Source organism: Candidatus Eisenbacteria bacterium (assembly GCA_013140805.1).
GTDB lineage: Bacteria > Eisenbacteria > RBG-16-71-46 > RBG-16-71-46 > RBG-16-71-46 > JABFRW01.
The window spans coordinates 1-17500 of sequence record JABFRW010000161.1; the positions used below are offsets into that span (position 1 = coordinate 1).

Here is a 17500-nt window from a genome sequence, read left to right on the forward strand (position 1 = left end):
CCCCTGCACCCAGGAACAGGCGCTCGCGATGATCCTCGTGGCGCCAGCCGACGTGGTAGCTCGAACGTCTCGAGTCCCGCACGATCAGGCGCAGCTCCGGCCGCAGGTGATCGCGCGCGTCGGGGTCTTCGAAGTCCCAGTACTCGAGCTGCGCGAACAGCGGCCCACCGCGCCACCACAGGATCGGATCGCGCAGGTCATTGCCGCCCTCCAGGTCCCAGTAGCGAAACGAGGCTCCGACTCGCGAGTCGGCAGCGGCGGCCGACTGCGGCGCGAGCAGCGCGATGGTGATCGCGAGCAGCACTGCGGCAGTGATCGTCGGGCGTCGGCTCATGCGATCCGGTCCTTGGGCCCGCGCCGCGGCTTCATGACGCCGGACACGAAACGCATCCACAGCCAGGTGAGAATCGCGAAAGTCCGCAGCGCGACATTGAGGGCTCCGTAGATCGGGAACACGAACAGCGTGAGAAGCGGCGCGCGCCGCCCGGTGCCGGGCAGCCGCACCACCCACCAGGGATAGAGCTCGAAGGCGAGATAGACCAGATAGATCACCAGCGCCCAGCTGCGCAGTGCGGGCACCAGCAGAAACGTGACGATCGACCAGGTCTTGAGCGGATCGCTGACTAGCGTGTAGACGTTGTAGAGCATCTCGTAGCGCAGCCGCCACGCGACATCGCGGTGGAACAGCAGGCGCACGATGTTTCCGAACTGATGGTAGAGCCCCGGGTACCACCCCCACAGCCGCTGGCGCAGCCAGTCACCGAGACGGCTCGGGGCCACCGTCCACACCGGCTCGTTCGCGAACACGATGCGCTTGCCGTTCAGCAGATGAATGAGCGTGCGCTGCAGATCCTCGCCCTGGAACACGCCACTGTGCGCGTGGTGCAGTCGATCGAGGTCTCGAGTGCGAAACAGTCCGATCGCGCCCGAGATGCAGCTCACCGATTGCGAAGTGTCGTGGAAGCGCTTCCCGATCTCCATGCTCTTGCCGTACTCGTAGCGCTGAAGGTGTCCGAGGAACCGGTTGCCGCGCGCGCCGTTGCGTTCGCGTCGGTCCGGGAGCACGTGAAACGCGACCGCATCGAAGTCGTCGTCGGTGATGAGCGAGGTCGGAAGCCGCGCGCCGCCGAGCCGCGTGTCGTCGTCGAGCAGCAGCGTGAGCGGGGTCGCGACGCGATGGACCGCGAAGTTGATCGCTCCCGCCTTGCCCTTCGAGTGCTCGAAGCGAAACACCTGAGCGCCCAGCGATCGCGCGACCGCTGCGGTGTCGTCTCGGCTGCCGTCGTCGACCACCAGGATCTGCGCGGCCGGCAGGAAGCGCTTCAGGTCCTCGATGGTGCCCGCGATCACGGCGGCGCCGTCGCGGGATGGGATGACCGCGCTGACCTGGGTGGGATCGGCGCTGAAGGCGCGCGGCGCGTTGCGGCCCAGCAGCTCGATCACGAGCTTCACGAAGTCGACGATCGCGCAGAACACCACCGCGAACACCAGCACGTGCTGCGGCCCGGGAGGCGTCCAGGCACCGACGCCGGTGGCGAAGCGCCACAGCTCGGAGGGCCACAGTGCGTTCACGGTCGACGGCTCGCGTCGCGCTTGACCGGCCCGGAGGCCGTCCCTAGGCTGCGCGTTTTGCGATCGCCCACGAGGAGGACTCGGTGACCCGTCAATCGCGCCTCGATGAACTGCAGCGGCGGCGAGAGCAATCGCTCGCTGGTGGCGGCCCCGAACGCGTCGCCAAGATCCACGCCCGCGGCCGGCTCACGGCCCGCGAGCGCCTGGAGCTGCTGTACGACTCGGGATCGTTCGTCGAGATCGGCGCGTTCGTCACCCATCGCTCGAACGACTTCGGCATGGAGCGCAATCGCATCACCGGTGACGGCGTGGTGGCGGGCTGGGGAGCCGTGGACGGGCGACTGGTCTACGCCTTCGCGCAGGACTTCACGGTGTTCGGCGGCACCATGAGCGAAGCGAACGCCAAGAAGATCTGCGCGATCATGGATCTGGCGCTCGACAACGGCGCACCGATCGTGGGGCTCAACGACTCGGGCGGGGCTCGCATTCAGGAAGGCGTGGTCTCGCTCGGCGCCTACGCCGAAGTGTTCCTGCGCAACACGCTCGCTTCCGGAGTAGTGCCGCAGATCTCGGCAGTCATGGGGCCCTGCGCGGGGGGTGCGGTCTACTCTCCCGCGATCACCGACTTCACGATCATGGTCGAGGGCACGAGCCATATGTTCGTGACCGGCCCCGAGGTCATCAAGGCCGTCACCTCCGAGGAGGTGAGCTTCGAGGAGCTGGGCGGCGCCATGACGCACAATACGAAGAGCGGCGTCGCGCACTTCGCGGCGCGCGACGACGCCGACGCGATCCGGCACGTGAAGCGCCTGCTGTCGTTCCTGCCCGGCAACAACACCGAGGACGCGCCGCGCCGAGCCTGCACCGACCCGATCGACCGGCGAGAGGCCGCTCTGGCCACGCTGATCCCCGAGTCCTCCGACAAGCCCTACGACATGAAGGACGTGATCCGGGCGGTGGTGGACGACGGCGACTTCTTCGAGGTGCATGAGCATTTCGCAGGGAATATCGTCGTCGGCTTCGCCCGGCTGAACGGTAGACCGGTCGGTGTGGTCGGAAATCAGCCGAAAGTACTGGCCGGGGTGCTGGACATCGACTCGTCGGTCAAGGCGGCCCGGTTCGTGCGGTTCTGTGACGCTTTCAACGTTCCGCTCGTGACCTTCGAGGACGTTCCGGGGTTCCTGCCCGGCACCCGGCAGGAATGGGGCGGAATCATCCGCCACGGCGCCAAGCTGCTCTACGCCTACTGCGAGGCCACGGTGCCCAAGCTCACCGTGGTGACTCGAAAGGCCTATGGCGGCGCCTACGACGTCATGTCGAGCAAGCACATCCGCGGCGACTACAACGTGGCGTGGCCCAGCGCGGAGATGGCCGTGATGGGGGCCGAAGGGGCGGTCAACATCCTGCATCGCGAGGAGCTCTCGAAGGCCGCCGACCCGGTGGCCGAGCGCAAGAAACTGGTCGACAGCTACAACGAGAAGTTCGCGAGTCCTTGGGTGGCCGCAGAGCTGGGGTACCTGGACGACGTGATCGAGCCCCAGGACACGCGGCCGCGCCTGATCGCCGCACTCGAGATGCTGCGCAACAAGCGGCAGTCGATGCCGACCAAGAAGCACGGCAACCCGCCGCTCTAGGCGACTTACTGCGGGCTCAACTCCGCGGTTCGATGTGCCGACAACCCGGCCGCAGACTTCTCCCTCGCGGAGCGGGCACGATCACCGTCCGCCCCCGCCCCTCACCTCTCGCAAGGGGGCTGAAGTGATTCGCGTGCTGGTCGTGGATGACGAGGAAAACAACCTCGACCTTGTCGAGCGGCTGTTCCACGGCCGCTTCCAGGTGCGGCGGGCTTCGAGCGGCCTCGAAGGCCTGGCGCTGGTCAGTCGCGAGCCGTTCGACATCGCGCTGATCGACTTCATGATGCCGGGCACGAACGGCATCGAGTTCCTGGTCGAGGCGCGCCGTCGCGCTCCCGAACTGCCGGCGATCATGGTCACCGGTTACGGCGACATGCCGGAGCTGCTCTCGGCTCACCAGTCCGAGCTGTGCGCCGCGATCGTGTGGAAGCCGTGGACGGTCGAGGAGCTGGGCGAGCTGGTCGAGAAGCACGCGCTGCGGGAACCGCGCACCGGGACCGGCGGCTGAGGGCGCCGCTCACACGATCAGCATCGCGTCGCCGTAGGAGTAGAAGCGGTAGCACTGCTCGATCGCGTACGCATAGGCCCTCGCGACCTGCTCCTCGCCCGCGAACGCCGCCACCAGCAGCAGCAGCGTGGTGCGCGGCAGGTGGAAGTTGGTGAGCATCGCGTCGACGCCGCGAAACTCGTAGGGCGGCAGGATGAACTTGCGCGTCCAGCCGCTCGCGGCAGCGAGGGTTCCGTGGTTCGCATCGCACGCGGATTCGAGTGCCCGCACGCTGGTGGTGCCGATTGCGACGACCCGCCCGCCTCTCTCGCGCGCGGCCCGCAATGCGTCCGCTGCCGCTTCGCCGACCTGGAACCACTCGGCGTCCATGCGGTGCGCGCGCGGATCGCCGTCGTCGAGCGGGCGAAAGGTGCCGGGGCCGACATGCAGCAGCACGTGCGCCTGCGCGATGCCGCGCGATGCGAGAGACGCCAGCAGCTCGGTGCTGAAGTGGAGCCCCGCGGTCGGTGCGGCAACCGCGCCATCGTGCTTTGCGAACACCGTCTGGTAGCGCTCGCGATCGGCGGCTTCGGGCTCTCTCGCGATGTAGGGCGGCAGCGGGATGCGGCCTTCACGTTCGAGGCCCTCACGCAGCTCGCCGGCCACCACCTCGACCTCGCGTTCGCCGCCCTCGCCGAGTGCTCGAACTTCGAGCGTGAGGCCGCCGGCCTCGCTCACGAGGCGCATGCCGATGCGCGCCGATCGCGCCGGGCGTGCCAGCACCGTCCAGTGCCCGGCGGTCGCCGCCGGCCTCACGAACAGCAGCTCGACGCGGCCGCCCGACTCGGCGCGGCGCGTCATGAGGCGCGCGGGGATCACGCGCGTTTCGTTGAGCGCCAGCACGTCGCCGGCGCGCAGCCATTGCGCGAGCTCCGGAATGCGGGCGTCGTGCAGTGCGCCGGTCGCGCGTTCGAGCACCAGCAGGCGTGCGTCCTCGCGACGCGCTGGCGGATGCTGCGCGATGAGTTCGGCGGGCAGCGCGTAGTCGAGGAGCGGATGCGACACGGCGCTGGGTGCGCCGCTCAGGAGAGCGGCAGCTCGGGCTGCGGGCGTGCGACTCGAGGTGCGTCGGCGACGCTGCCGGCCCCTCCGCGAGCCACGGTGCCGGCGCCGATGCTGGCCGGGACCGCCAGCCCCAGGTGCTCGTATGCGAGCGGCGTCGCCTCGCGGCCGCGCGGGGTGCGCTTGAGGAACCCTTCCTGAATCAGGAACGGCTCGTACACGTCTTCGAGCGTGGCGGCTTCCTCTCCCACCACGACACCGAGCGTGCTCAGGCCCACCGGACCACCGCCGTACTTGTGGATCAGCGCTTCGAGCAGCCGCCGGTCCATCTCGTCGAGACCGCGCTCGTCCACCTCGAGCAGCCGCAGCGCCTCGCGCGTGAGCGGCAGCGTCACGCGCCCGTCCCCCTTGATGAGCGCGACGTCTCGCACGCGTCTCAGCAGGCGATTGGCGACGCGCGGCGTGCCGCGCGCACGGCGTGCGATCTCGTTGGCCGCCGCAGCGTCGATCTCGACTCCGAAAATGCCGGCGGCGCGCGTCACGATGTGCGCGAGATCGGCGGCGTTGTAGTAGTCGAGGCGCAGCGTCATGCCGAAGCGCGCGCGCAACGGCGCGGACAGGAGTCCCGCCCGTGTGGTCGCACCCACCAGCGTGAAACGCTCCAGATTGAGCTTGAGCGTGCGAGCGCTGGGACCGCGGTCGAGCAGAATGTCGAGCGTGAAGTCCTCGAGCGCCGGATAGAGGTATTCCTCGACCACCGCACTCATGCGATGGATCTCGTCGACGAACAGGATTCCGCGCGGACCGAGATTCGTGAGCAGGCCGGCGAGGTCGCCCGGCCGTTCGATCACGGGTCCCGAGGTGTGCGTGATCTCGACCCCGAGCTCCTGCGCGAGGATCACGGCGAGTGTCGTCTTGCCGAGCCCCGGCGGGCCATGGAACAGCACGTGATCGAGCGCTTCGCCGCGGCGCCGGGTGGCCTCGAGGAATATGTGGAGCTGTTCCTTGAGGGAGGCCTGCCCGACGAAATCGTCGAGTGCGGCCGGACGCAGCCGCCCCTCTTCCTGGATGTCTTCGCCGAATCGAGACGGATCCGCCATGCGAGCCGGGTGCTCGGGCGGCGGGCCGACCGGGGCGCGCGGGTCGGCGGGCGAACGCGACCCGGCTGCCGCCGAGTTGGGCACGTTCGACGCATCCGGGCGAAGGCGCGAGGTCATGGAGTTCCGTCTCTCAGCGAACGGCGACAGTGGGCCGCGCAAGTCTCGCGAGCGCACGGCGCACGAGGTCCTCGAGCGACAGGTCGGCAGTGTCGACGCTGGACTTGCGGACCGCGTCCTGCGCCTGCGGCGCACTGTAACCCAGCTGCACCAGCGCTGCGACGGCATCGTCGAAGCGTTCGGAGCGCGGCAGCACGCCGCGTCCGGAAACGAGAGGCGTTGCGGCACCGCCGCCCGGCGGCGCCGAAGCCGCGGTCACAATCATCTCGAGCTTGTCGCGCAGCTCGACCACCAGCCGCTCCGCGGTCTTGCGCCCGACGCCGGGAATCGCCACCAGCGCCGCCACGTTCTCCTCGCGGATCGCGCGCGCCAGCACCGCGGGCGCGAGGCCCGACAGCACCGCGAGCGCCACCTTGGGACCCACACCGCTCACCGTGATGAGCAGCTCGAACAGCTTGCGCTCATCGGCCGCCGCGAATCCGAACAGCAGCAGCGCATCCTCGCGCACCACCTGGTGCGTGAGCAGGAAGACTTCAGCGCCGGGATCCGGCAGCGTCCGCGCGGTCTGGCTCGAGACCTGCACCAGATAGCCAACGCCGGACGCTTCGATCACACATGAGCCCCCGGCGTGTTCGAGCAGGCGGCCGCGCAGCGAGGCGATCACCGGGTACCCCGCGAAGTCAACAGCGCTTCGAGGCGCCGCGCCGCCACCGACGCAGCACGCGCGGGCGGCGTGAGTCGCGCGCGCTGCAGATGGCAGAGTGCGGTCGCGAGCGCGTCGCCGGCGTCGACCGCGAGCTCGCCGCGCACGTCGAGCAACCGCCTCACCATGAAACTCACCTGATCCTTGGTGGCGCCACCGCGCCCCGCGACGCTGAGCTTGATCTCACGCGGCGTGTATTCGGCGACCGCGCAGTCGTGGCGGACCGCCGCGACCAGAAGCACGCCGCGCACGTGACCGAGCACCAGAGTCGAGCGCACGTTCTCGTGGTAGAACGCCTCCTCGACCGCGACGACATCGGGCCGCACCTCCGCGACCAGCGCTTCGATCTGCACCGCGATCGCATGCAGGCGATGCGCCAGATCGAGCCCGCCGGCAGGCGCGACGGTGCCGTGCTTCACGCACGTGAAGCGATTGCCGTGGCGCTCCACCACGCCATAGCCGGTGCGGCGACTGCCCGGGTCCAGTCCGAGAACGCGCATGACGTGAGTGCGAGGAGTCCTTTCCGGCGTCTGCGGGTGAAACGGCGGAGCGCTAAGCGTGCGCTCCCGCCGCCTTCTCGGTGCGTGCGGCCGCGATCACCTTGTCGGCGAGTTCGCGCGGCACTTCTTCGTAGTGCGAAACCCTGGCGGCGTGCATGCCGCGACCCTGCGTGATCGCCCTCAAGTGGGTGGCGTACTTGTACAGCTCCGCGGCCGGCACCATGGCTTTGATGACCTGGTAGTGGCCGTCCGACTCGGTGCCCACGATACGCCCGCGCTTGGCCGACATGTCGCCCATCACGTCGCCGAGGAACTCCTCGGGGATGCGCACCATCACCTCGTCGATCGGCTCGAGGATGATGGGCGCGGCCTTGAGCATCGCCTGATGGAAGCAGGTCTCGGCCGCGATCTTGAACGCCATTTCGGATGAGTCGACGTCGTGGTACTTGCCGAAGAACAGAGCGACCTGCACGTCGACGACCGGGTAGCCGCCGAGCGGTCCGCGCTCCATGCCGGCGACAACGCCCTTCTCGACCGCGGGAATGAACTGGTTCGGCACCACGCCGCCCTTGATCTCGTCGAGGAACTTGAAGCCGTCACCCCGCTTGACCGGATCGAGCCGCAGGTGGACCTCGCCGAACTGGCCGCGACCGCCGGTCTGCTTCTTGTGCCGGTATTCGTCCTGGGCCTTGACCTTGATGGTCTCCCGATACGGCACGTGCGGACGCGTGAGCAGCACCTCGACTCCGAAGCGCCGCTTCAACCGATCGACCATGACCTCGAGGTGCAGGTCACCCATCCCCATCACGAGCGTCTCGCGGGTGCTGGTCTCGTAGTGCTTGATGAAGGTGGGGTCTTCCTCGTGCAGCCGCGCGAGCCCGTGCGCCATCTTTTCTTCGTCGCCCTTGTTCCTGGCGTGGATCGCCTCGGCGGTGACCGGGGCCGGGAAGTCAGGGGTCGGCAGCTCGAGCTGATGCGCTTTGTCGGTGATCGTGTCGCCGGTGTGCGTCTCGCGCAGCTTGACCGCCGCGACGATGTCGCCGGCCGTGACCTTGCGCGTGTCGACCCGTTCCTTGCCGATCAGGTGATAGAGCGTGCCGATGCGCTCGGTGCGGTGGCGCGAGGCGTTCGTCACTTCGAGCCCCGGCTCCAGGTGACCCGAATACACGCGGATCATCGAGACCTCGCCGAGGTGCTGCTCGGAGTGGGTCTTGAAGACCTCGGCGGCGAGCGGCGCGTTCGGCTCGGGCTTGCACGGGACTTCGGTGCCATTGGCGGCGCGCCCCACGATCGGCGGAACGTCGAGCGGAGACGGCAGGATGTCGACGACCTCGTCGAGCACTTCCTTGACGCCGTGGTTGTTGAACGCCGAGCAGCAGAACGCCGGCGCCAGGTCTCCCTGCACCACGCGCTCGCACAGGCCGCGACGGATTTCCTCGATCGTCAGCTCGCCGGTGCCGAGGAACTTCTCCATGAGCGACTCGTCGCCGGTCGCGGCCTCTTCCATCAGCCGGGCGCGCGCGGCTTCGACTTCGGCTTTCATTTCGTCCGGGATCGGCGCCTCGGTCGACTTCTCTTCCATGCCCTTGCCGGCGAACGTGTACGCCTTGTTCTCGACCAGATCGACGATGCCGTGGAAGGACTCGCCCACGCCGATCGGCAGCTGCACGGCGACCGCATTGAGTCCCAGGCGGCGCTGGCAGGACGCGATCGCGCCGGTGAAGTCGGCGTGCTCCTTGTCCATCATGTTCACGACCACGAGGACCGGAGATTTCTCCTGCTTCAGGATCTCGTAAACGACCTCGGTGCCGACTTCGACGCCGGCATTGGCGCGCAGCATCAGCAGCGCGGCGTCGGCGACTCGCAGAGCGCCGTACACATCGCCGACGAAATCCGGGAAGCCGGGCGTGTCGAGCAGGTTGATCTTGTGGCCGGCCCACTCGAACTGCGCCAGGCCCAAATCGATGGTGATCTGGCGGCTGATCTCGTCCGGCGCGTGGTCGAGCAGCGTGGTTCCGTCGGCGATGCGACCGAGTCGAGTGGTCGCCTTGGCGAGGAACAACATGGCCTCAGCGAGCGACGTTTTTCCTACACCGTGATGCGCAACCAGCGCAACGTTACGAATCTGTGCGGCGGTGTACTCCTTCAACTCGCACCTCCCCGCTTTGAGGTCGACCGCTCGAGAACAGGGACGGCGCTCGTTCCGGGGCGGGCTCAGAAGGAACGAGCAGGCGTAACCCGTTGAGTGAGCGGAATCTACTACCCGCTTCTCGAGTCGGTCAAGAACTCACCCGCTGCGCCGATCGAGATGCAAAACCAAGCACCGCTCGCACTCAGAAATGGAGAGAATCACCCGATGCTCACGCACGGAACTTGCTCTCTCTCGAAGTGGCGCTCGCGGGTTTGACGCCCTCTACTGCACTGCATAATCTCCACGATCATCTACGGTCGAGCAGCTCCCCCGACCGATCCAGAATTTCGACTCGAAAGGAGTCTTGATCCTATGCGGAACCTCTCGCCGGCTCGCTGCGCGGCGGCGCTCCTCATCGTTGCCACGGCGGTCGCCTCGCCCTTCGCCTTCACCGCCTCGGCAGGCCCCTCCAAGGGTGACCCGCTGGCGGCCAAGAAGCTCTACACGACCAAGTGCGTGGCGTGCCACAAGGCCGACGGTTCGGGCGGCGTCAAACTGACCGGAAACCCGACGCCGAGCTGGAAGGACGCCAAGCGCATGGCGACCGTGACCGACGATCAGCTGCGTGACTGCATCACCAACGGCCGGCCCAAGTCGGGCATGGTGGCGTGGGGCAAGAACGGCCAGCTCAAGCCGGCGGACATCGAGAACATGATCGCGTACATCCGGACGATCTCGAAGAAGTAGTCATCGCAGGCAGACATCCGACGAGGGTGGTCCCTGAGCAGGGGCCGCCCTCGTTTGCGTCGTCAGCGAATCTCGAGCGTGTAGGGAGCCCGCGCCTGGATGTCGCCGCGCGTGAGCGACAGCAGCAATTGCGGATCGCGCAGCTCGGCCGGCAGCAGCATGCGAAGCGCGGTCTCGTCTTCGCTCTCGGGCATGGCGTCCGAGAGCACCGACTGCAGGAACGATCGGCGGCTCTGCGGGAACACCTCGGCCACCAGCTCGTCGTCGGGCTCGAGACCCGCGCGTGCGCGGGCCATCTGAAACGCGCGCTGGAATCCGCCCAGTGCGTCGACGAGCCCGAGCTCGACCGCTCGGCTGCCGCTCCACACCCGCCCCTGCGCCACCGAATCGACGTCGGCCGCGGACATGTTGCGGCCCGTGGAGACGCGACTCACGAACGTGCGGTAGATGGTCGCGAGCTGTGCGCGATAGCGCACCAGCTCTTCGGGCGAGAAGTCCTTGTAGGGCGAGAGCATCTGCGCGTTGGCGCCGCGTGACAGCGTCTCGACGTTGAGTCCCAGCTTCTGCATGAGTCCGAGAATGTTGAGCTTGCCGCCGTAGACTCCGATCGAGCCGGTGAGCGTAGTGCTCTGCGCCACGATGCTGTCGGCACCGCATGCGAGGTAGTAGCCGCCCGACGCCGCCAGATCCGACATGCTCACGATCACCGGCTTGCGGCGGCGCACCCGTTCGATCTCGTGCCATACCGCCTCGGCCGCTTCCGGCGAGCCACCGGGGCTGTCGACGCGCAGCACGATCGCGCGCACCGACGAACGCCGCTGCGCCGCCCGCAGCGCTTCGATGAGGGTCTCGCTCCCGAGCAGCGTCGAGCCGAACGCGACCGAGCGGCTGCGACCCTCGACCAGGTCGCCCGAGGCGAGGATCAGAGCGATCGGCGCGCCGGAATCGTTGCCGTGGACGCGCTCGAGATAGCGCGTGAAGGTCATGGTCCCGCGCCGGCGTCCCCGGGTGCGCGTGGCCAGCGAATCCAGGTCCTCGCCGTGCAGGATGGTGTCGGCGAGACCGGTCGCGACCGCCGACTCGGCCTCGTAGGGGCCGTTCTCGATGAGCGCGCGGATGCGCGCCGGTGAGGCACGTCGGGCGTGGGCGAGCGAGTCGGTGAGCAGGCCGTACTGATCGTCAAGCAGCGCCTCGAGGGCGAGTCGCGAAGGTTCGGAGAGCTCGTTGCGGGTGTAGGGCTCGACTCCCGACTTGTAGGCTCCGACGTGCTCGAAGTTGGGGTGAATGTCGAGCTTGTCGTAGGCACCGCGCCAGAACATGGCGCTGATCGAGAGCCCGTCGAGCTGCACGATTCCGAGCGGCGGCACCGCGATGCGCTGCGCCACCGAGGCCAGCAGGTATTCGCGCTCGCCGCCGTGCGAAAGGCTCGCGTACACGCGCTTGCCGGACGCACGAAAGCGCATGAGCGCCTCTCGCACTTCGGCGACCCGCCCCCAGCCCCAGCCGATCCCGTCGATGTGAAGCACCAACGCCTCGACCGAGCGATCGCGGCTGGCATGATCGAGTGCGCGCACCACGTTCCACACCGTCGGGCGCTGGGGCCGGAATGACTCGAACGTCCAGCTCGCGGCAGGCGGTGCGCTTTCGGCGAGTTCGGAGGGGACGTCCCAAACCAGCACCACCGGGCCCCGCGGAGCCGGATTCGAATCACGAGACGCCAGCGCGATGCTCAGCACCGCGGCACCGAGCACGAACAGCAGCGCGATGAACACCACGATCGAACGACGAGCCGCCATGCAGACCTCCTTCGGAAGTGGTCGGCAGTGTACGACCCGCTGCCGGAGGCACCAACCCGCGCAGGTTTGAGGGTGTGCGCGCGGTCAGCGAGAACCGGCGACGCGCCAGCGCAGCTCGGCGGTCAACCAGAAGCTGCGCGCGTCCTGCGAAGCATCGTCATGCTCCTCACTGCGCGCGGTCGCGGTCACGCGCGCGAGCAGCCCGGCCGGCAGCGGCTGCTCGAGCTGCACCAGCCCTTCGTAGAAGACGAACGAGCTGGGAGCACCCGATTCGATGCCGTTCGAAGTTGCGTAGCTGCGCCAGCCGATACGCGGCTCGAGCGACCACCAGGCCCCGGCGCCGAGGCGGCCGAGGCGCAGCGTCGAGGACCATTCGCCGTACTCCTCGGCCGGCGCCGCAGGAGCGAACGCCCACTCGTGCGCGGCTTCGAGTTCGAGACGCAGGCCGCCGGCGCGTTCCCACTCGGCCGCCGCCACGCCACGAAAGCGCTGCGAGTCGAAATAGAGGGCACTGTCGGGGCGATCGTAGGCGATGCCCTCCCCCTCGGCGGCGAGACGCACGCGTGTGGTCGCGCCAGGATGAATCGCCAGCTCGGTCGAGGCCTCGGGCTGCCAGAAATCGTCGCGGCTGATGCGTTGTTCGCGGCGTGCCGCACGTCGCACCACGCGAGTCTCGAACGTGAACAGCTGGCCTCCTTCAAGGATCGCTCGCACCGAGGCCTCGCCCACATGCTCGACATGGTCGCGACTCGCCGAGTCGGGGAAGGCGCGCGCCGCGAGCGAATACGCGAGCCGCGCGTCGGACAGCAGTCCCGAATGATCGAACGCGAGGGTCGCCCCCGCCGTGTTTCGATCCAGCAGCGAGGTCGATGACGTTCCACTCGCCCGCAGCCCGTCGCCCCGCAGCCGCAGCTCGAAGCTGTTCATGCCGTCGTCGAGGTCTCGGCGCACCGCCGCGGTCGCGGCGCCACGCCATTCGCGCTGGTCGCGATCGAAGGTCCGGTCCTCGCGATACTCGGTACGCGGCGCGAGCAGCCATCGCCAGCCCGAAGCCGTCGCGGCCGCCCACTCGGCCTCGAGCGCCGAGCGCTGCACCTGCGTGCCCCACTCGAAATCGGCACGGAAGCGCCGGCGATCGCCGCGATCGATCCCGGCGTGACTCCAGCCGGCCGAGAGCAAGCCGGCGATGCGACCCTCAGGGTCGCTCACCAGTCGCGGGCGGTCGCCGGCGAACGTGCTGTCGATGAACAGGTCCTCGAACTCGATGAACTGTTCATTCGTCAGATCCGACCGCTGCCCGAGTTCGAGAAACCACGCGGCGCTTCGGGGGACCGAATCGAGCGAGGTGGCGAACGAGGTGGCAAGCGTCGGAGGCGGCAATTCTTGAGCTGCGACCCATCGCGGACCCGCCGGCGAGCCGCTCCCGAGCGTGGAGCAGAATATGAGCAGCGCCATCCCACCGGCGGTGTGCGAGCGCACGTGGCCTAGCGGCGATCGCGCAGCTGGCGAATCACACGATGCGCGAGCGTTCGCGCGTTGAGTGTCAGCCTGAGCGCCGCATCCGGACGCCCGACGCTCAGGTTCTGCTCGGCTTCACGCTGGGTGGTCTCGCTGCGCTGGAACAGCACGCGAACGCTGGACTCCGTCGATTCGCTGACTTGCTCACGCGCGCGCTCGAGAACGGCGGCAGTGCGTTCGATCGCACGCCCGGCGGACTCGCCCAGGTCGTCCTCACGGTTGCAGAGCCTCAATGCGCGAAACGCCCGCTCGCGCGCACTGAGCGTGAACTGAAGTGCGGCCAGATAGCGGCTCTCCCGAACCGCCGCCTCGGCACGCGTCTGCATCTCGCCGGCGACGCGCATCAGCGCGAGGGCCCGATCGAGCCGGCAATCCTGCATGCGCTCGGAAGCGCGATCGAGGATCTCGCGCGTGCGTTCGACTTGCACCAGAACCCGATCAGGATCCGGCAGGCCTTTGACGAGCGCGATCGCCCGATCCGCGCGCCCGCGAGCTCGCAGCGTCAGGTCGAGCGCCGCTCGCAGGCGATCATCGCCACGCGCCAGCTCGGCTCGCGCGCTGCTCTGAAGCGCGCGTGCGGCGGAAAGCTCTGCTGCGGCCTGGACATGATCCGGGGCAGCCACCAGCTCGTCGGCCAGTGCGATCCGCTCGTCGGTGCGCGCGACCGCGAACTCGACCCGCTCGCGCGTGACGAGCTGCGCGTATGCGACGGCCGGAAGCAGTGCCGCGAACGCCAGAAGGCACAGGGGAAGCGCGAGTTTTAGTGAGCGGGGCAACATGAGTTCGATCCTTTCACCATCGGTTGAAGCGAGTACCGATGGAGCAATCTAGCAGCACGCGTGCCCACGAACTCAAACAGCCGCCGGCCCCGTAAACCATTGCGGCCCAGTGCCGTAGGATCGAGCTTCGGAGCCTGGGTCGACATCTCGGGTTCGCCGGGTGGCCGCCGGGGTACGCCGGCGGGCGGATCCTGGCCGACTGCGGGCAGGCCGAGCCGCGGGCTGGCGCACGTGCACCGCAAACGCAAAAGCCCCTGGACCTCAAGGGTCCAAGGGCTTCGCGAACATTTAAGGGGCGGCGTCCTACTCTCCCACCCAGTTTCCCGGGCAGTACCATCGGCGCTGGAGGGCTTAACTTCTCTGTTCGGAATGGGAAGAGGTGTGACCCCTCCGCCATCGCCACCCCAATTCAAGATCTGAATGACACCCGAATCGAAATGCTGGGGCACAGTAACCGCACTTTAGATATATAACCGGTCAAGCCTCACGGCTTATTAGTACGGATCGGCTTCAACCCTTACGGGCCTTCTACCTTCCGCCTATCGACGTCGTAATCTCCAACGAGCCTTCAGGTGGCTTGCGCCACGGGATCCCTAGTCTTGGGGTGTGTTTCGCGCTTAGAGGCTTTCAGCGCTTATCACGTCCGAACATAGCTACCCGGCAGTGCTCTTGGCAGAACAACCGGTACACTAGAGGTTCGTTCGCTCCGGTCCTCTCGTACTAGGAGCAACTCCCCGCAAGGATCCTACGCCCGCGATGGATAGGGACCGAACTGTCTCACGACGTTCTGAACCCAGCTCACGTACCGCTTTAATGGGCGAACAGCCCAACCCTTGGGACCTTCTCCAGCCCCAGGATGCGATGAGCCGACATCGAGGTGCCAAACCCCGCCGTCGATGTGAACTCTCGGGCGAGATCAGCCTGTTATCCCCGGCGTACCTTTTATCCGTTAAGCGATGGCCCTTCCATACGGAACCACCGGATCACTATGGCCTGCTTTCGCATCTGCTCGACTTGTCTGTCTCGCAGTTAAGCTCCCTTGTGCCATTGCACTCCACGCGCGATTACCGACCGCGCTGAGGGAACCTTTGCACGCCTCCGTTACACTTTAGGAGGCAACCGCCCCAGTTAAACTACCCGCCTGACACTGTTCCACGGCCGGCTTACGGCTCGAGGTTAGAATCCCGATGTTTCAAGGGTGGTATTTCAAGGTTGGCTCCACGAGGGCTAGCGCCCCCGCTTCAAAGCCTCCCACCTATCCTACACATGAAAAATCAAGACCCAATATCAGGTTATAGTAAAGGTGCACGGGGTCTTTCTGTCCAGTCGCGGGTATGCGGCATCTTCACCGCAGCTACAGTTTCGCCGAGCTCTTGCAGGAGACAGCGGTCAAGTCGTTACACCATTCGTGCAGGTCGGAACTTACCCGACAAGGAATTTCGCTACCTTAGGACCGTTATAGTTACGGCCGCCGTTTACCGGGGCTTCAGTTCAGAGCTTCGCCTTACGGCTAACCCCTCTCTTTAACCTTCCGGCACCGGGCAGGTGTCACTCCCTATACGTTGCCTCATCGGCTTAGCAGAGAGATGTGTTTTTGGTAAACAGTCGCTTGACCCCATTCACTGCGGCCCAGCGTGCTTACGGAGGCAAGCTCCTTCACACACCGGGCACCCCTTCTTCCGAAGTTACGGGGCTATTTTGCCTAGTTCCTTCTGCAAGACTCACTCGAGCACCTTAGGATACTCACCCTGCCTACCTGTGTCGGTTTACGGTACGGACACTTGAGAGACTCGCTACGAGGCTTTTCTTGGCAGCGGGATTAGGATCAGTTGGCTCGCCTTGCGGCTCGTTTCCCCATCACCTCTCGGATTGGATCCACCGGATTTGCCTAGTGGACCACGTACCTACGGGCTTAGACCGGCACTACCGTTCGCCGGCTGATCTTTCACTTCTGCGTCACCCCTTCGCGTCTTGGTCGTCTCCCCAGTGGTGCAGGAATATTGACCTGCTTTCCATCGGTTACGCCTTTCGGCCTCACCTAAGGGTCCGACTAACCCTGAGCGGATTAACCTTCCTCAGGAAACCTTGGGCTTTCGGTGAACGGGTTTCTCACCCGTTTTCTCGCTACTCGTTCCGGCATAATCACTTCTGCGTCGTCCAGCCGACTTTACAATCGACCTTCATCCTAAAGCAGAACGCTCCCCTACCAGACGTCTTTCGACGAATCTAGAGCTTCGGTGGCGGACTTTAGTCCCGATCATTATCGGCGCAGGATCCCTTGACCAGTGAGCTGTTACGCACTCTTTAAATGGTGGCTGCTTCTAAGCCAACATCCTGGTTGTCTGAGCGATCCCACATCCTTATGCACTTAGCCCGCACTCTGGGACCTTAGCTGCTAGTCTGGGTTGTTCCCCTCTCGTCCACGAAGCTTATCCCTCGTAGGCTGACTCCCGCGATAGATGTCAACGGCATTCGGAGTTTGAATGAGTTTGGTAGCCTGGTGGGGCCCCTAGCTCAATCAGTGCTCTACCTCCGCGACACAATTACGCGAGGCTATGGCTAAACATATTTCGGGGAGAACCAGCTATCACGTGGTTTGATTGGCCTTTCACCCCTACCCACAGCTCATCCGATGGCTTTTCAACGCTAACCGGTTCGGACCTCCACGGACTTTGACATCCGCTTCATCCTGGCCATGGGTAGATCACACACGCTTCGGGTCTGCCGCCTGCAACTGGTCGCCCATTTCGGACTCGCTTTCGCTATGGCTCCGTGTCTCAAGACACTTAACCTCGCTGCAGACGAGCAACTCGCCGGATCATTATGCAAAAGGCACGCCGTCAGCCGATCCACAGAGCAAGCTCCGTGGTAGGCCTCCGACCGCTTGTAGGCGCATGGTTTCAGGTTCTGCTACTCCCCACCTGGGGTTCTTCTCACCTTTCCCTCACGGTACTGGTTCACTATCGGTCACGAGAGAGTATTTAGCCTTACGAGATGGTCCTCGCAGATTCCCGCCGGATTTCACGTGTCCTGCGGTACTTGGGAGTTCAGTCAAGGAGCCAACGCACTTTCGTCTACGGGGCTATCACCCGCTATGGCCCGACTTCCCAGACGGTTCGACTAGCGTGTTGGTTTGTAACTCCTCGGCCTTGCGGCCTACTGAATCCCGCGACACCTCCGCACGCAAGCGTGCTCGGGTTTAGGCTGTTCCCTTTTCGCTCGCCGCTACTCGGGGAATCGAATTTTCTTTCTCTTCCTGGAGGTACTGAGATGTCTCACTTCCCTCCGTTGGCTTCCACCCGCCTATGCATTCAGCGGGCGATGACGAGGCATTACCCTCGCCGGGTTCCCCCA

General features: G+C 66.2%; 13 protein-coding genes and 2 rRNA genes (1 of these 15 cut by a window edge). 3 read left to right on the top strand and 12 right to left on the bottom strand.

The window, feature by feature from the left end:
* A partial coding sequence (locus tag HOP12_12480; protein NOT34971.1) for a hypothetical protein occupies nt 1-334 on the bottom strand: 334 nt, incomplete at its 3' end.
* Complete coding sequence (locus tag HOP12_12485) at nt 331-1572, bottom strand: glycosyltransferase family 2 protein (GenBank protein ID NOT34972.1); 1242 nt, start codon at nt 1570-1572, stop codon at nt 331-333. The genes HOP12_12480 and HOP12_12485, both read right to left, overlap by 4 nt.
* A gap of 83 nt (nt 1573-1655) precedes the next feature.
* On the opposite strand from HOP12_12485, the gene HOP12_12490 reads away from it, so the two are divergent.
* Complete coding sequence (locus HOP12_12490; protein ID NOT34973.1) at nt 1656-3206, top strand: acyl-CoA carboxylase subunit beta; 1551 nt, start codon at nt 1656-1658, stop codon at nt 3204-3206.
* A 124-nt stretch (nt 3207-3330) separates the two neighbouring features.
* Nucleotides 3331-3714 (top strand): response regulator, encoded by a 384-nt coding sequence (locus HOP12_12495; GenBank protein ID NOT34974.1) that lies wholly within the window; start codon nt 3331-3333, stop codon nt 3712-3714.
* 9 nt (nt 3715-3723) lie between these two features.
* Here HOP12_12495 and queA read toward each other — a convergent pair whose 3' ends face one another.
* The 5 genes from queA to fusA form a co-directional block, all read right to left on the bottom strand.
* Entirely contained in the window at nt 3724-4779 is a 1056-nt protein-coding gene (gene queA, locus HOP12_12500; protein ID NOT34975.1) for a tRNA preQ1(34) S-adenosylmethionine ribosyltransferase-isomerase QueA, read from the bottom strand.
* Nucleotides 4776-5855 (bottom strand): Holliday junction branch migration DNA helicase RuvB, encoded by a 1080-nt coding sequence (ruvB, locus tag HOP12_12505; protein NOT34976.1) that lies wholly within the window; start codon nt 5853-5855, stop codon nt 4776-4778. Before ruvB ends, queA begins: the two co-directional genes overlap by 4 nt.
* 130 nt (nt 5856-5985) lie before the next feature.
* A complete protein-coding gene (gene ruvA / locus HOP12_12510) occupies nt 5986-6636 on the bottom strand; it encodes a Holliday junction branch migration protein RuvA (protein NOT34977.1) in 651 nt (216 codons plus the stop codon).
* The gene (gene ruvC, locus HOP12_12515) at nt 6633-7175 is read right to left on the bottom strand and encodes a crossover junction endodeoxyribonuclease RuvC (GenBank protein NOT34978.1); all 543 of its coding nucleotides are present in this window, start codon (nt 7173-7175) and stop codon (nt 6633-6635) included. Before ruvC ends, ruvA begins: the two co-directional genes overlap by 4 nt.
* A gap of 52 nt (nt 7176-7227) precedes the next feature.
* Nucleotides 7228-9324 carry an elongation factor G gene (fusA, locus tag HOP12_12520; GenBank protein ID NOT34979.1) on the bottom strand — a complete coding sequence of 699 codons (2097 nt, stop codon included), beginning with the start codon at nt 9322-9324 and terminating at the stop codon, nt 7228-7230.
* A gap of 354 nt (nt 9325-9678) precedes the next feature.
* Here fusA and HOP12_12525 point away from each other — a divergent pair, with 354 nt between their 5' ends.
* Nucleotides 9679-10053 (top strand): cytochrome c, encoded by a 375-nt coding sequence (locus HOP12_12525; GenBank protein ID NOT34980.1) that lies wholly within the window; start codon nt 9679-9681, stop codon nt 10051-10053.
* Nucleotides 10054-10115: 62 nt separating this feature from the next.
* On the opposite strand, the gene sppA is transcribed toward HOP12_12525, so the two are convergent.
* The 5 genes from sppA to HOP12_12550 all read right to left on the bottom strand — a co-directional run.
* Entirely contained in the window at nt 10116-11849 is a 1734-nt protein-coding gene (sppA, locus tag HOP12_12530; protein ID NOT34981.1) for a signal peptide peptidase SppA, read from the bottom strand.
* 84 nt (nt 11850-11933) lie between these two features.
* Nucleotides 11934-13328, bottom strand: coding sequence for a hypothetical protein (locus tag HOP12_12535; protein NOT34982.1), 1395 nt, complete (start codon nt 13326-13328; stop codon nt 11934-11936).
* 5 nt (nt 13329-13333) lie between these two features.
* Nucleotides 13334-14146 carry a hypothetical protein gene (locus HOP12_12540; GenBank protein ID NOT34983.1) on the bottom strand — a complete coding sequence of 271 codons (813 nt, stop codon included), beginning with the start codon at nt 14144-14146 and terminating at the stop codon, nt 13334-13336.
* Between the two features lie 290 nt (nt 14147-14436).
* Nucleotides 14437-14553: ribosomal RNA gene (gene rrf, locus HOP12_12545) — 5S ribosomal RNA — on the bottom strand.
* 57 nt (nt 14554-14610) lie between these two features.
* Nucleotides 14611-17500, bottom strand: a 23S ribosomal RNA gene (locus tag HOP12_12550); it runs 116 nt beyond the window's last position.

Bases quoted from the DNA above. Each gene is read 5' to 3' on its own strand.
- ruvB (NOT34976.1), bottom strand. From the start codon at position 5,855: ATGGCGGATCCGTCTCGATTCGGCGAAGACATCCAGGAAGAGGGGCGG.
- ruvC (NOT34978.1), bottom strand. From the start codon at position 7,175: ATGCGCGTTCTCGGACTGGACCCGGGCAGTCGCCGCACCGGCTATGGC.
- HOP12_12525 (NOT34980.1), top strand. From the start codon at position 9,679: ATGCGGAACCTCTCGCCGGCTCGCTGCGCGGCGGCGCTCCTCATCGTT.
- sppA (NOT34981.1), bottom strand. From the start codon at position 11,849: ATGGCGGCTCGTCGTTCGATCGTGGTGTTCATCGCGCTGCTGTTCGTG.
- HOP12_12540 (NOT34983.1), bottom strand. From the start codon at position 14,146: ATGTTGCCCCGCTCACTAAAACTCGCGCTTCCCCTGTGCCTTCTGGCG.